Raw genomic sequence first — 15,021 nt, 5'->3', positions numbered from 1 at the left:
TGAGCATAGTTTAATGGATATGAGAGCAAAAATGAATACGATTTTAGTTCAAATTCGAAATATTTTTTTGGCTTTTCCAGATGCATATCATATATGGTTGAAATGTTCCATATCTTTCATCCCTTTCTATACATTTATATTGACTAAGCTATTCCGCTTCCGATAAACTAGAATGCAGGAATAAAAGTCGAATGTCAGGCAGCAGTTCGAGACGATGTTTCGGGCGGCTGTTTATTTTCTTTTTAACAGTAAGGGTGCAACGTAGTCGTCTTGCCGGATGACCCGGCTAATAACAACATGGAATAGGAACAGGTGATATACATGTGTAACAGCGCGTACCGCGTGCTTTTATATTATAAGTTCGTGAAGATTGAAGACCCTGAGACGTTTACACAAGAGCATCTGCAATACTGTAAGGACCTGGGTGTGAAAGGCCGTATTCTGATTGCATCCGAAGGCATTAACGGCACGGTATCCGGAACACCTGAACAGACAGAGCAGTACATGAAAGACATGCGTGCCAACCCGCTATTCAGCGACATGGTGTTCAAGATTGATGATGTGGAAGAGCATGCGTTCAAAAAGATCTTTGTTCGTCACAAAGCAGAGCTGGTTACGTTCCGCGTGGACGAAGATCTGGATCCGAATGTGATTAGCGGCAAACGCCTTTCACCGAAAGAGTTCCATGAACATCTGCAACGTGATGACGTCATCGTTATCGATGGTCGCAATGACTACGAATACGAAATTGGTCATTTCCGCGGGGCCATTCGTCCAGATGTCGAGTCGTTCCGCGAGTTTCCGGAGTGGATTCGGGAGAACCTGGGTGACATGAAGGACAAAACGATCATTACCTACTGCACTGGCGGCATTCGCTGCGAGAAGCTGACCGGGTTCATGATCAATGAAGGATTCCAGGACGTGGCTCAACTGGACGGTGGTATTGTCACGTACGGTAAAGATCCGGAAGTACAAGGCCATCTGTTCGATGGCAAGTGTTACGTGTTTGACGAGCGGATCTCTGTACCGATTAACCGGACAGACGAGGATATCGTCATTGCCAGCTGTTATCACTGTGGAACGACACATGACCGATATATTAATTGTCCAACCTGCAACCTGCAGCATGTAAGCTGTGAGGATTGCGAAGAGACGCATAACCGCTTTTGCTCGGATGCTTGCCGGGAGGCAGCACCGGTACACGCATAAGCAGGAGAGCAGGTGCTGATCGTGAAGCGCGAAGAGGAACGAACGACGCGTGAACGGATTTTGTTCATGCTGAAGCAGCAAGGCACAATGACTGCGAGGGAAATGACTGCTGAGCTGGGTCTGACCGGCATGGCCATTCGTCGTCATCTGACGGCATTGGAGCAGGACGGCTGGATTGAGGTTGGGGAAGCCCGGGCTACGGCTGGACGTCCGTCCTCGGTGTACCATCTAACGGTACGCGGGGACAGCTATTTTCCAAAATCATATTCGTCCCTGACGCTGGAACTGCTTGAAGAATTGTCTGACTCAGCCAGGAGCGGTGTGGTGGATGCGTTGTTCGAGAGTCGCCGGGACAAGCTGCTTCGCAGCGGATTGCCACAGATGGAGGGCCAGGATCTGGCCGGACGAGTGGAGGAACTCGCGCGTATTCAGAATGCCAACGGATATATGGCGGATGCGTCCAGAGAAGAAGATGGCACCTACGTCATTACGGAAATGAACTGCCCGATTGTGCAAGTCGCGAGTGTCTACAAGCAAGCTTGTCGCTGTGAACTGGAACTGTTCCGCTCGCTGCTTCAAGCGGAGGTGGAGCGTACCGAATGTTACGCCGATGGCGGCAAAAGGTGCAAGTATGAGATTCGCGAAGCGTTGGGGAATTAGTTGAATAAGACAAAGGCATCTCGCATAACTTGCGGGTTGCCTTTTTTGCTGTTGTGTAATGTTTTCTATCACAATCATACGATGAAACTAAATTGGAAGCGGTTCAACCATTGACGTATATCGGGACGCACCTTAATATTAGGGAAACAATATTACAGCAACACGGGTCATGGACTTCAGTCGCATGAGGAAAGTCTATATTTGTCTGCTTTTGTCGATCAAAGCAACAATGCGTTGAAGCGTTCGTTTTGTCCGGCCCTATCGTGCCAATGGAATAGCGATAAGGTAGGTAACTACATTTTATAAGATGGAGAGGGGTTCTCACACATGAAAAAGAAATTCTGGATGTCACTTATGATGGTCGCTTCAATGATCGTTGCGGCAGGTTGCGGAAATAACAGCGGTACAGGTTCGGAATCCGAAGGATCGGGGACTACAACAGGTGGAGGCAGCGAGGAAAAATCATATCAGATTGCCATCTCGCAAATTGTTGAACATCCATCTCTGGATGCTACACGTGAAGGGTTCATCGCAGCCCTGAAGGAAGCAGGCATTGAAGAGAACAAGAACCTCAAAATCGATTACAATAACGCGCAAGGTGATTCGACGAACAACCTGTCCATTGCACAGAAAATCTCAGGTGATTCCAAAAACGATCTCGTACTCGGCATCGCAACACCATCTGCACTGGCGCTGGCTCAACAAGTGAAGGACAAGCCATTGCTGTTCGCAGCGGTAACAGACCCACTGGGTGCCAAACTGGTGACTGATATGGACAAGCCGGGCGGCAACGTTACAGGTGCATCGGATACAAATCCGGAGGCCATCGTGCAATTGGCTGACTTTATCGCCAAAAATCTGCCGGATGTGAAAACGGTAGGTTTGGTTATTAACGAAGGTGAACCGAATGCTGTGGTTATGGCAGATAACGCAGAAAAGGCGCTGGCAACACATAATATCAAGCTGGTGAAAGCACCAGTTACGAATACATCTGAAGTAAAACAGGCAACCGATTCTCTCGTTGGCAAAGTGGATGCGTTCTACATCACGCTCGATAACTCTGTCGTGAGTGCGGTTGACACCATTATCCAAACGGCGAACAGCAATAAAATTCCGTTCTTCTCCAGTGACCGGGATACCGTTGAAAAAGGAGCTTTCGCAACCGTTGGCTTCAAATACTATGACCACGGATACCAGGTTGGTGAGATGGCCGCGGACATTCTGAAGAATGGTACGAAACCGGGTGACATGAAAGTCACCGTTCCGGACAAACTGGATCTGATCCTGAACCTGAAAGCGGCTGAAGCCCAAGGCATTACGGTTACGGACGAGATGAAGGCGGAAGTGCAAGACCAGGATAACAACATTATTCAATAGAATCAATTCATAATACCTTTAGTTGCTTCAATCAAGGGTAGATATAGATCAAAACGATTCAATTTGTATATTTCTAGTTACAAAAACAATAATTTAATGAGTTATGAGATTGATTCAATAATTGGACCGGATCGTAATCAGGCAGTATGGATGCGAGGCGGACGTGCAACGGGTTCGCCTCATTCTTTTCGGACAGGGAGGAAGTAGCGTGAGTATAAGCTGGAATTCAATTGAAGGGGCAATCGAGCTGGGGCTTTTATACGCACTGATGGCACTTGGTGTATATATTACGTTCCGCATACTCGATTTTCCTGACCTTACCGTAGACGGAAGTTTTACAACAGGAGGCGCAATCGCGGCGGTTATGATATCCAATGACTTCTCTCCTTGGGTTGCTTGTTTGGCGGCAATGGCTGGAGGCATGGTGGCTGGGGCATGTACAGGTCTGCTTCATACCAAAGGCAAAATTAACGGATTGTTATCCGGTATTTTGATGATGATCGCGCTCTACTCCATTAATATGCGTATCCTTGGCGCACCGAATAAATCCATTATGGGCATGGATAATCCATTCTCGGGTGAACATGTCATGGTGCTAATTATCATCGTAGTGCTGGTGTTTAAAATCATGCTTGATCTGTTCATGAAAACAGATATTGGACTTGCGCTCCGCGCGACAGGTGATAACAAACGCATGATTCGCAGCTTTGGTGCAAATACGGATGTGACTACGATTGTAGGTGTCAGCTTATCCAATGGACTGGTTGCCTTGTCTGGTGCATTCATCGCACAGCAATCCGGCTTTGCAGACATCACGATGGGCATCGGTATGATCGTCATCGGTCTGGCTTCGGTAATTATTGGTGAGGCCATTCTTGGAGCAAGAACGGTATTCTGGGCTACACTTGCAGCAATCGTTGGTTCGATCATATACCGGATTGTGGTCGCGCTTGCCCTTCAAGTGGAATGGTTCGATACATCTGATCTGAAACTGATCACCGCGGTAATTGTTATTATCGCCCTTGTATTCCCAACGATGCAGCGCTCCATGAAGCAGCGAAGTCTGGCTCGCAAACGAACGGAAGAGTTGATGCAATCCGGGGGTCAACAGGCGAAGGGAGGTATGTGATCATGCTGGAGATTACGCAAGTAACCAAGCTGTTCAACCCAGGTACAACAGATGAGAAGACCGCGCTGGTTGGTGTGAATCTGACGATGAATCCGGGAGACTTTGTGACGGTGATTGGCAGTAACGGAGCCGGAAAATCCACGCTGATGAACATTATCTCGGGTGTGATGAAGCCGGATATGGGTGATGTACTGATCAATGACCGTTCGATTAAAAACTTGCCGGAGCACAAGCGGAGCAGCTGGATTGGCCGGGTGTTTCAGGACCCGATGGCAGGAACAGCGCCGCATATGTCCATTGAAGAAAATATGGCGATGGCATACAAACGTGGCAAGGGGCGTGGGCTGGGCTTTGGCGTGACCCGTGCCAGACGTGAAATTTTCAATACGCAACTGGAGAAGCTGGGAATCGGACTGGAAAAGCGGCCTAACGCGAAAGTCGGTCTCTTGTCAGGCGGGGAGCGGCAGGCACTTAGTCTGCTGATGGCGACGTTTACCCAGCCGCAGATTCTGCTGCTGGATGAGCATACGGCAGCTCTTGATCCTTCACGTGCCGAACTGATCACGGAACTGACAGAGACACTGGTGCGTGAGATGAGATTGACTACATTGATGGTGACGCACAATATGGAGCAGGCGATTCGCCTGGGTAACCGTTTGATCATGATGGACAAAGGCCGGATTATTCTGGACGTCAGCGAAGAGCGTAAGCGTACCTTGACGGTACCGGAACTACTGAGCGAATTCGAACGTATTAGCGGCAAAAAAATGGCAGACGATCGTGTCGTGCTGGGCTAAGATAAGGTAATAACTTGTTCGAAGAACAGATATACGTGATGTACAATCTAAACCATCTACACGACAGAAACCTTTTGCGTTCTCGCAAAGGGTTTTTGTGGTATGTTGAACACACGATGAGAAGAATACATAGGAGGAACCAGACATGTCTTTGCAATTGGATGAGGGGACATATACGGTAACACGGCGAATGGAATCCATTCGTCTGCTGGCGAAGGAATTTGCACTTTTTCGTTTTTTGTATGAAAACAAGGATAAAGCCTTCACTCGCAGTCAATTACTGGACCGGGTATGGCCGCTGGAATATCCGGTTGAACGCACCGTGGATGATCATATCTATCGTCTGCGTAAGAAACTGAAACGCTGGGACGAGATCAGTCTGGATACGGTACGGGGATACGGTTATCGGCTTGCTGTGCAGGAGAATAAGTCCGCTCTACCCGCTAGCCCTTCTGCTCAGAACCCAGAAATGCAGGAAGCCATCCACGGATTACTTCGTAAATATCACTTGTTTGGACAGGGAAACGCCATACAGACCCTGGTTCAACAGCAGGAAGCACTCGGCATTCAGATTGTCCCTTATTATCAGTTGTATATCCGGTTTATACAGGGAGATCTGGCATGGTTGATTACAACGAAAGAAGTTGCTTTCGAAGAACGCTTGTACTGGTTATTAATCTATGTTCACTCGCTAATTGAACCATCCGTAAGCTTACCTATGTATGAGCAGGCATTGAGTTCATCTGCATTGTCTGCCGATCAGCTTCGGGAACTCCGCATTTTGAACATAATCGAAGTCTATGTAGAGGTAGGCCAATATCAAAGGGCCAAAGCACAGCTGGAAGAAACGTATCGTGTAATAGAGACAGACGAGCTCAAGAATTTCAGACTGCCTGTAGCACTTGCAGCGTTGTATGTGGAACTGTGGGGTGGCAGCAGCGAAGCTGTTGAGGCTCAGATGGCAGTAATGCGAGCAGGGTTGAAGGATGCACCCTATCTGCGAGAGATCGGACGTTTTCAGGTGATGGAAGGATTATGGTTACTTCGGCAGGGACGGATTCGTGAGGCAGAGTTAAGAATGGATGACGGTCTGGATGTATTGAAAATGTCGCTGAACGCACCGCTATATCTGAATGCTGCATATCAGATTCTCCTATTCCTGGGTCATCACCGAATTGAAGGCAGACTTCGCAGCAAATATCGTCAAATGTATGCAGAGATCGGTAAAAGTTACGGTGTTCCCACCTATGGACAACAAATTGTAGATAAGGTACGCCACTTTTTGTCTTCTGTATCCCCACCCTCTGATCTTCCTCTGATATAACTCCCTTATGATTACAGCCAAGGAACATACAGACCACAAACGGCTGTAATCAAGGGAGGAAGTACATGTATGACCGTCATTTTAAATGAGTCCACATCCAATGTATCAACCGAATTACCAGATCCATCTGCTGAACCCTCCAGAAGACTATGGACCAACCTCCGGTTTGTCCGCATGTTTATCGCATACTCTCTGGCTACGTTTGGAGACTGGTTCGATACACTCGCCATCCAGGTGATGGTGGCCTACCGTTGGGGTGCAGACCCGCTGATCATTGCGCTTATTCCAGTATGTATGGCTGTCCCGGGCATATTGCTGGGCTCCGTTGCAGGTGCATTGGCTGATCGACTTCATAAAGTGAGGATCATGATGCTGTGTGGTGTGATTACGGTTGCCCTGACCATTGCCATTTTGTTTGCGCCAAGCCCGTTATGGTTGCTTCCACTTCTCGCCTTGCGGGCCATGATGAATGTATTCCATGTTCCAGCCCAGCAGGCGTTAACCCGTCAGGTGGTGGCAGAGGAGCATCTGTTCCAGGCATCTTCCCTGAACGGTTTTGTGAGCCAGTGCTCGAAAGTGGCGGGACCACTTCTGGGCGCAGTCATTTTGGCCTTTTTCTCACCACAGATCTGTATTGTCATTAATGCCTGTACCCGTCTGTTGTCGGGGGCAGTGTTGTGGCCTTTGCGGCGGTTGACGGAGAAATCGGAGCCTGTTGAACCAGACGGAAGTGTTGATGGTACAGAGGGTGCATCGGAATCTTTGTTCACCCAGTGGCAGCAAGGTTGGCAGTTTATACGGAGCAGCCGTGTCATACTGAGCACGATGTTGTTTGGCTGTTTTGGACTCATGGCCATTCTCATGATCGATTATCAGTTTACGACCCTGTTCCGGGAGATCAAGCCGGGTAATGAATCGCTGCTAGGTTGGTTGGGTTCATCGGCAGGTGCCGGAGCGGTGGTCATCATTCTATTATTAAATCGGCTTCCGAGAATGGGATATGGTTGGGGACTCGGTGGAGGATATCTTTTCGTGGGTGCCGGAATCGCTGCATTGGGATGGATCAGCCCGGATACACCCGAAATTTGGGTCATCATCTGGGGCCTCTGTATCGGGATAGGGAATGGACTCTTTATGGTGACACTGAATTATTTACTGCAAAAAGAAACCCCTCCTGCCTATGTAGGACGTGTCTTTGGCATTCAAAATTCACTGTCCAGTGTGGTACTCGTGATTGCTCCACTCGCTGGCGGTGCCCTGATTCGTGCCACAGGGCCGAGTCCGACCTTTCAATATATCGGTCTCGCTACATTGGTAATCGGCCTGGCCGGCATACTGCTGCAGCGTGTCTTGTGGGAGGTGAAGCAGCCCTCCATGTCTGAAGCCAGAGAGATCGTTCCGCAGGAATCGGCCTGACTGCTCTGACCCGATTCCTAACAACATTGTATCTACAGTCAGACAAACAGCCGCTTCCGGTAGTCACCGAAGGCGGCTGTTTGCTGTGCTGGAATGTCGGATACTGAGAAATCACACTTCCCACCAGGCAAGATAGGCCGTGGAGGCCATTAGTCCTCCAACCGAAAGTGAACCGCTAACAGTGAGATTGATAGCCTGACCTGGAGGAACGACGTATCTTCCAGATTCATTGAATAGAAAAGGACCTGCTGCAAGCCCTGCCGCCTCGTAGCGTGCTGGCGTTGTCCGCAGCGCCTTCCTCCTGCGGAACACTGCGGGCTGCTTGCGCTATGCGGCATGCCGGACGGCGCACAGCAGCCCCATGCGGACGAAGTGCCGGCCCCGGAGCGCACGGTTCACGCGCTCCTTTCCACTCTGCACTTAACTCAAAGCAACCCAACCAGTCTCAACCTTTGCATATCACAGCCCGGAAACATCTAATCGGCGTGCCATACATATCAGACCATATGGCATCATCCGGCTCTTCCACATTCAGCTTATCTTCAATGGTTAATCCGGTAACGGCCATGATCGTCTCCAGTAGATCAGGCCGCATCTCCGGCACATCGAAGGTAGCGATCAATTGTCCGTCGGGCTTCAGCACTCGGGCGAATTCACGAAAAGCCCGCAGCATCGTGCCCGTATCCAGATGTTCCAAGACGGAGATACAGAACACCCGATCAAACTTACCAGACTCATACGGAAGCTGGGCCAGATTGGCCTGCGCACGGTGCAATCGGACGAGACTCGAATTCGGCAGATCCTGAGCGGCCTGCTCGCCAAAATCCGCAGCAATATCCAGCCTGATCGCTTCTTCAGACAAAATACGTTTATCCCAGTCGCAGGCATGAACCTCACAGCAGTGTTCTGCAAGCCAGAATTTGAACGGATGGGAGATGCCGCAGGCTGCATCAAGGACGACATCATCTGGACGGGCAAAACGCCGGGCCCATTCATATTCATAAGGACGGCTCCACCATGCCGGATGCAGGGGGAAGACCAGTATGTCTGTTTTAGGGTCACTTTGCCGAATGTATCTTGATTCCATGAATTCCGTTGCCTTGGGCGTATCCATCATCCTCGAATTCCCTCCTTCAATCCTGTCTCTGCCAAAAAAGATTCCAGCACCGTACTCCACCGGCTCCGCCATCTGGAAAGATCATAGGACAGTGCGGTCTCGCGCGCGTAGATCCCGAGTCGTTCACGCTCGGCTCGATCTTGAACGAGACGTACCAGTGCGGCAGTCAATTCCTGCTCGCCAGGAGGTACCAGCAGCCCGTTAAACCCGTCTTGAATCAGATCATTCAATCCACCAACATTGGACGCAATCACGGGAAGTCCGCAGCTCATCGCTTCCAGACAGGCATAGGAGGTACCCTCTGAGAAAACCGTTGGAATCACGGCGATATCTGCCTGATGGTAGGCCTCCCGAATATCCCGAAAATCATATGTGCGCTGGTTAATTCGATCTGCATGTGGATGAGTACGATGCCAATAACGAAAGGCTCTCCCAACCGTACTGCCTTCGACCAGTTCCCCTGCAAATTCAATCTCCAGATCGGGAAAGGCTCCGAGCAGCTTATCTGCTGCCAGCATCATCGGAATAATGCCCCGCTCCATGCTAATGCGGCGCGGATATATAATGCGAAGGGGACGGGCTGAGGTTACACGAGCATCCACAGCTTTCTTTTCAATCGGTCCCTCTCGGTCGGTATCTCCATCTCCGTTAACCCTATCACTGTCCGCACCATCACCACTCGTTCTACCCTTGTCCTCTGCAACTTGCACCCCTGATATAACTGCACCAACATTCTCCTCATGACTCGCCAGATCGCTCTTCCAAGCAGCAAGCCATTCGTCTTCACGTTCCTGCTCCAAGGTGCGCGTTGGCGGGGCTGGTGTGAAATAGGATGTATCTACGGCATTGGGAATCAGGACAACCTGTCTTGGATCGGTATAGGTGCATGCGGCCCGGCAAAAGGTCTGGAAATGGGAATCGACAGACACAATACGTACAAGTCCATCCAGAGCCAACTGAATATGTTCTGCTACTTGTTGTTTGGTCTCCAGTGGCAGTCCGGGACGATCCCAGTTAATGCCGTGACAGATGCCAAGACTGCCGGGTTTATAGGTGATAGGTTGCCACAAACAACTGGCATAGATCACTGGGCCGCGCGCTGCGGCTGCCATCCGGTCGAAGGCTTCGGGCACATCGTTCATGTCGTACGCATAGCCAAATACATCGATCTGCTCCGTCCGGGTCTGAAACGCTTCAAAATAGGAGAGCTGATGAACCTCGGGAATGTGCCCGAGTCCACGGATGACACTGCACAGATCCAGAATGTAACGCTCCAGTCCACCGCCAAATACCCGCCCGAACTCCCGATTGTATCCATCGGTGAAGCTATGCGTCAGAATACTCACCACGCCCATCTCACTGTCCCTCCTTCCAGGGAATCAGCCGAGGTTCCGGATCAAGGATCGACTCGTAATGTGCAAGATTGCCCCACTCACCGCTCGGATCAATACGTTTGTAGCGCAAATATTTACGAACCCGGTCCTCCAGACTGCCAGCCCAACCGAGGTGCTGTACCTTCAGTTCCGTGCTGACCCCAGGCAATACAGTGCAGGACAAGGGAAGACGGGGAACGTGATGATTCTGCTGTGGATAAAAATAAGGATATCCAGGCATATATCGTACAAGTGAAGCGGTATGCCGTTTGTGCAGACACCAAAGATCATCTTCCCGGTAGTGGGTTCGGCCGCCCCACATATCGTAGAAACGGAATGCAAACCAGTCCGCATACTCCTGATTAATCAGAGCGCGTATGGCTTTCTTGGCCTCTGAGCTGTATAACTCATCCGCGTCAACCGAGAGCAACCAGTCGGGATGCGTTCTCGCAGCTGCTTGCCATAAGGTATTGCGAAGTCGCCATTCCTCGGCGAATAACGGTTTCTCCAGCACCTCCAGACGAACTACCTTCGGGTAGGCTTTGCATAGATCCGGGGTTCCGTCTGTGCTGGCATCGTCCACAATGACGATCTCGTCTACGAACTCACTCAGATCATGCAATACTTCTTCAAGGTATCGGCCGCGTTCATTGCGAACCTGGAGCATGGCGGTGAGCTTGTTGCCTTTGCTTTTGCGAACCCGACGAATGGAGAAAGGCTCTTTGAATACGCTCGTTTCCTCGTTTATTGCAGCAATATCCTGATCGAACTGACCTTGTGCGTCAGTCCACAGATGCACTTGGCTTCGGGAGCCTTGTGATTGTTGCGCATGATCCGGCGTGTGATCACCATTTTCCAATGAGTCTGTATGTGTCCGATCTACTGTTTCCGTTGGCGTGTAAGTGGTTTCGGTTAGGATATCTCTGTGCACCATCGGCCCATTCACCTGTTGTCTACGCTTCTTCGGGTCCAGCATCATGGCACCTCCCCAAGCAATTGCTGCACAGCATGATCTAACAGCTCTAGCTCGACAATCCGGGCCAACGCATCTTCATCCTCCAGTGCCGTCTCAAGGAAATGTCGGACTGCCCCGTGTCGTTCCCCTCGCAGTGCTAGCGCACTTCCGGATAATTGCTGATAATCCCGACGACTGGCATCATCCTGAATATCGACTGCATGCACCAGAGCCAGTGCCTCTTCCACACGTCCAGTCTCCTGGTAGATGCGGAATTTCCAATGTCTCGCGGTTTCTCCGCCAAGTTCGTCCAGGATCCGCAGGGCGTTTCCGTAATCATCGTTCATACGTAGCAACTCCGCTCGCACAAGTTGATCTTCTCCCGCCTCAAACCAGCGACATAGCTGTTCATAATGATGCCGTTCCTGTTCGTCGCCTGCACTGATTCCGTATACCAGCAGGGCATCCTCCAACTTTCCGGCCCGGGCATGAATGGCAGACAGGAATCGATAATGAGAGACTACACAATCACTGCGACCGTTCATAACCGCGTGGGTGAAGGCCTCCTGAAGTGATGTGGTGGCTCGTGGATCCTCAAGCAGATACTCATAAGCTGCCAATAAAAAGGATATTGTCTCATGGGCCCCTGCTTTGGCCCGGAGCTGGCGGTAGAAGTCACCACGTACACTGCATTGAAGCAGGGTGACGCTATCCAGCGTTCCGGACAGGATCTGCCGCAGCGCATGCAGGAAGAACAGTTCGTAGTCCCGAAGAGGGACTTCAAGATCATCCTTTTGCATCGTACCCGCGGGTGAAGGGTCTTCGCCGCCCAGCCAGATAGCGCGTACGCCTTGGAATAGCAGCTTCATGTAACGTGTTTCGGAGGATGTACCCACCAGATCGGCGATGCCGACCAGTTTGGAAATACTGCTCTCCCACAGCGGAGATTCTGCTTCATTTCCAGCAGGCTCAGGGAGCAGGGCGATACAGAGCTCGGGCTCCAGCGAAGCTGTAGCCATTAGCCAGTAGGGATGGGTGACCACTGCTACGGTGCGAGGTTCCAACAGTAGTTGTTCGGCTTCAGGGAGGGAGATGACGGTGATGGCCGCAGGTACATCCTCTGTCTGCTTCAGGCTGCTGACATAATAGACATCTCCCTCGATCGACAGCAGCGCAGCGATATCGGGATAGGGAAAGGAGGACCAGCCCCCTTTGCGAGGGAAGAGAATATACCGGACAGGCGACTGGGCTGTACTGTCCTCAATCGGGCTGGATTCGGGATCTACCCCTGGTAATGGCACAGGTTTTTCCATGACTGCTTCACCTCACCTTGACTGTATTATGGTGTTTCATTCTCTCTGCATGTGCTTCATGCTTTCACTTCATATGTAAAGCCCTCACGGCACTTCGCATGATATGCCTGAGACTAACATATGGGCATTCCGTACCAAACATGAGTATCTTCCATGAATAGATGAAGTGGGCAAGCTGTTCCTGATTAACTTTGCCGTCGGGGTAGTCACAGGTATTCTGCAAAGGTTCCAGTTGGGCATGAACTGGTTAGAAAACTCCCGGCTAGACAGTCCAAACGACATAATGAGTTCGCACGGTAGCTATCTCGGTAGAATATCATGGGAGCATAACAAAGAGACGAGCCAAGAAATCTTGGGCTCGTCTCTTTTCCTATTCCGATATGACCGCTTTCGTTACGGATAATTACATTTCACATTTCTACTAACATTAAAATAATGGAGGAAAGGCAAAGACAAGTGCTGACGAGATAGAGCACAGCAACAACCTGTTTGTGATTCAATCCTGCACGCAGCAGCCGATAATGGGCTTGACTTGCATCGGCCTGGTAGATCGCTTTGCCTTGAATGAAGCGTTTGATAACAACAAAGATGTTGTCGAAGATCGGTACACCCAGCGCCAGAATCGGAATGAAAATGGACAACATGGTTGCTTGTTTGAATGCACCATCCAGAGCAATAACAGCCAGAATGAAGCCGAGGAACGTAGCACCTGCATCGCCCATGAACACTTTGGCAGGAGCTTTGTTGTACTTCAGATAACCGATCGTCACACCGACCAGAATGATCGACATGAGTGCGGAATCACTTTGACCTTTGGCAAGGGCCACGATGAACAGGGTAATAGCCGAGATGGCTGATAGTCCGCCAGCCAGTCCGTCCATGCCGTCCGAGAAGTTGATGACTGTTGTCACCCCGAAGATCCACAGGATCGTGAGAATGAATTGCAGCCAGATCGGGAGCATGACATATTCCGCGTTGAAGGGATTCACGAATCCGGTGAATGCAATGCCCGAAGCAAATACGAGCACTGCCGCAGAGACCTGTACGAGCATCTTGGGCAGGGCAGGAAAATCTTTGCCTTTTGTTTTGTACCAGTCGTCGACGGTACCAATCGTTAGCAGAAGCATACCGCCAGCAACTAAAGCGGCCGTTTCCCATGTGATTTCTTTCGTAAGAGCAATGTATGTCAGGAAAAATCCAGTAAATATCGCGTAACTCGCCGTGAGCGGGATAGGTTGCCTGTGCAGCTTACGCTCCACATCTTCCCGGGGCTTGTCCACAAAATCGAGCCGGTGAGCCAATCGACCAAGCGGCGGAATAAGCAGAACCACGACAGCAAAAGACACTATAAAAGCCAGTATGTATACCATAAACTCGCTTGTTTCACTCCCATCTACCAATTTCCCCTTATTATACGAGTTAAACAGGAAATCTGTCGATGTCATTATTGTAACCAGACGCACGTCAAGGTGAGCAAAAATCGGATTCTATTGCTTTTGAGGAAGATAGTTGCCGAAGTAATGGAGGGCTGTTTCTACATGATATCCATCATCGCCTTGCCAAGTTGCTGCAAAGACGAAATCATTGGAGCCACCCTTGCCTTTTCTCGGTTTATCTCCAGGGGCCAGTATACTGGCTGCGGCCCAAATTTCCAGCAGGGCATCCCGCTCCTGTTTGCTGGAAGGGAAGAGATCCTTCCACTTTTTCTCCAGTGAACGTGCACTGTCCTTGGGATCTTCTGTCTGTGCTGCTTCAAGAAGATTTACAAGGATAGCCTGATCTTCAGGTGTCACTTCATAGTTTGCATCCTTGTCCTGTAGCAGTAATTCCAGATCCATCAGGCAGTAGAGTAACCAACCATGACGCACGCCACCCCACTTAATCCGTTCAAAATTAAGGACGTTCAAGTCGACGTTGGAATATTCCTTGTCTGACTGCAAACGCAGGAAATTGCAATCCCCACAGGCACTGGTGTTAGCGTGAAGCGCAGTGCGTTCCGCGTAGGTGTGCAAAGGCATGTTCGATGTTAAAGCCCAGCTCGATAATGCGCTGCGCAGGTAAACTTTTTTGGTGGACAGACTATGTAGAAAGGCCGAAATCACGCGTCCCTTGAAGGAGTCATCCTGATGCATAGCGTACAAACGCTGGATAATCTCATCATGCGTGATCGTGAGTGGGTCGAACATAACGCCTTTGCTTTTGGCATACTCAAATTCATCTCCAGAGAAGGGTGCGGAAGTTGTTTTCCAACCGCCGCCTCCCCAGAACGTGCTCAGCAGTATCTTTGCGGCTTTTTTGTCCATATGTTGAGCCTCCTGTATCCGAATTGCGATCAATGTGGTTCTTCATCT

General features: G+C 50.2%; 14 protein-coding genes and 1 pseudogene. 8 read left to right on the top strand and 7 right to left on the bottom strand.

Annotated features, from left to right (window positions below):
- Positions 1 to 321 precede the first annotated feature (321 nt).
- From trhO to AC4G47_RS28775, 7 genes are all read left to right on the top strand, one after another.
- Positions 322 to 1,209 (top strand): oxygen-dependent tRNA uridine(34) hydroxylase TrhO, encoded by an 888-nt coding sequence (gene trhO, locus AC4G47_RS28805; RefSeq protein ID WP_491103938.1) that lies wholly within the window; start codon positions 322 to 324, stop codon positions 1,207 to 1,209.
- A 12-nt stretch (positions 1,210 to 1,221) separates the two neighbouring features.
- A complete protein-coding gene (locus AC4G47_RS28800; protein ID WP_491103937.1) occupies positions 1,222 to 1,869 on the top strand; it encodes a helix-turn-helix transcriptional regulator in 648 nt (215 codons plus the stop codon).
- A gap of 327 nt (positions 1,870 to 2,196) precedes the next feature.
- Positions 2,197 to 3,246, top strand: coding sequence for an ABC transporter substrate-binding protein (locus AC4G47_RS28795; protein WP_491103936.1), 1,050 nt, complete (start codon positions 2,197 to 2,199; stop codon positions 3,244 to 3,246).
- Positions 3,247 to 3,514: 268 nt separating this feature from the next.
- The gene (locus tag AC4G47_RS28790) at positions 3,515 to 4,375 is read left to right on the top strand and encodes an ABC transporter permease (RefSeq protein WP_491106822.1); all 861 of its coding nucleotides are present in this window, start codon (positions 3,515 to 3,517) and stop codon (positions 4,373 to 4,375) included.
- A gap of 2 nt (positions 4,376 to 4,377) precedes the next feature.
- A complete protein-coding gene (locus AC4G47_RS28785) occupies positions 4,378 to 5,172 on the top strand; it encodes an ABC transporter ATP-binding protein (protein ID WP_491103935.1) in 795 nt (264 codons plus the stop codon).
- 145 nt (positions 5,173 to 5,317) lie between these two features.
- Positions 5,318 to 6,496, top strand: coding sequence for a winged helix-turn-helix domain-containing protein (locus AC4G47_RS28780; RefSeq protein WP_491103934.1), 1,179 nt, complete (start codon positions 5,318 to 5,320; stop codon positions 6,494 to 6,496).
- A gap of 69 nt (positions 6,497 to 6,565) precedes the next feature.
- Positions 6,566 to 7,912 carry an MFS transporter gene (locus AC4G47_RS28775; RefSeq protein WP_491103933.1) on the top strand — a complete coding sequence of 449 codons (1,347 nt, stop codon included), beginning with the start codon at positions 6,566 to 6,568 and terminating at the stop codon, positions 7,910 to 7,912.
- A 111-nt stretch (positions 7,913 to 8,023) separates the two neighbouring features.
- On the opposite strand, the gene AC4G47_RS28770 is transcribed toward AC4G47_RS28775, so the two are convergent.
- From AC4G47_RS28770 to AC4G47_RS28750, 5 genes are all read right to left on the bottom strand, one after another.
- Entirely contained in the window at positions 8,024 to 8,224 is a 201-nt protein-coding gene (locus tag AC4G47_RS28770; RefSeq protein WP_491103932.1) for a hypothetical protein, read from the bottom strand.
- A gap of 133 nt (positions 8,225 to 8,357) precedes the next feature.
- Entirely contained in the window at positions 8,358 to 9,029 is a 672-nt protein-coding gene (locus tag AC4G47_RS28765; protein ID WP_491103931.1) for a class I SAM-dependent methyltransferase, read from the bottom strand.
- Complete coding sequence (locus tag AC4G47_RS28760) at positions 9,026 to 10,384, bottom strand: glycosyltransferase family 4 protein (protein ID WP_491103930.1); 1,359 nt, start codon at positions 10,382 to 10,384, stop codon at positions 9,026 to 9,028. The genes AC4G47_RS28765 and AC4G47_RS28760 overlap by 4 nt, the downstream gene beginning before the upstream one ends.
- 1 nt (position 10,385) lies before the next feature.
- Positions 10,386 to 11,378, bottom strand: coding sequence for a glycosyltransferase (locus AC4G47_RS28755; protein ID WP_491103928.1), 993 nt, complete (start codon positions 11,376 to 11,378; stop codon positions 10,386 to 10,388).
- Positions 11,378 to 12,670: a hypothetical protein gene (locus tag AC4G47_RS28750; protein ID WP_491103926.1), complete on the bottom strand. Its 1,293-nt coding sequence runs from the start codon at positions 12,668 to 12,670 to the stop codon at positions 11,378 to 11,380. Before AC4G47_RS28750 ends, AC4G47_RS28755 begins: the two co-directional genes overlap by 1 nt.
- Before the next feature lie 169 nt (positions 12,671 to 12,839).
- Here AC4G47_RS28750 and AC4G47_RS28745 point away from each other — a divergent pair.
- Positions 12,840 to 12,932 (top strand): annotated as a pseudogene (locus AC4G47_RS28745) (cytochrome ubiquinol oxidase subunit I); the annotation flags it as partial.
- 148 nt (positions 12,933 to 13,080) lie between these two features.
- On the opposite strand, the gene AC4G47_RS28740 reads toward AC4G47_RS28745, so the two are convergent.
- Positions 13,081 to 14,040, bottom strand: coding sequence for an MraY family glycosyltransferase (locus tag AC4G47_RS28740; protein WP_145325010.1), 960 nt, complete (start codon positions 14,038 to 14,040; stop codon positions 13,081 to 13,083).
- Positions 14,041 to 14,157: 117 nt separating this feature from the next.
- Positions 14,158 to 14,973 carry a hypothetical protein gene (locus AC4G47_RS28735; RefSeq protein WP_491103924.1) on the bottom strand — a complete coding sequence of 272 codons (816 nt, stop codon included), beginning with the start codon at positions 14,971 to 14,973 and terminating at the stop codon, positions 14,158 to 14,160.
- Positions 14,974 to 15,021 lie beyond the last annotated feature (48 nt).

It is taken from the genome of Paenibacillus sp. Negev47 (genome assembly GCF_058313655.1).
The sequence above is the reverse complement of the archived record's forward strand: the minus strand, read 5'-3'. Positions and strand labels throughout refer to the sequence as shown.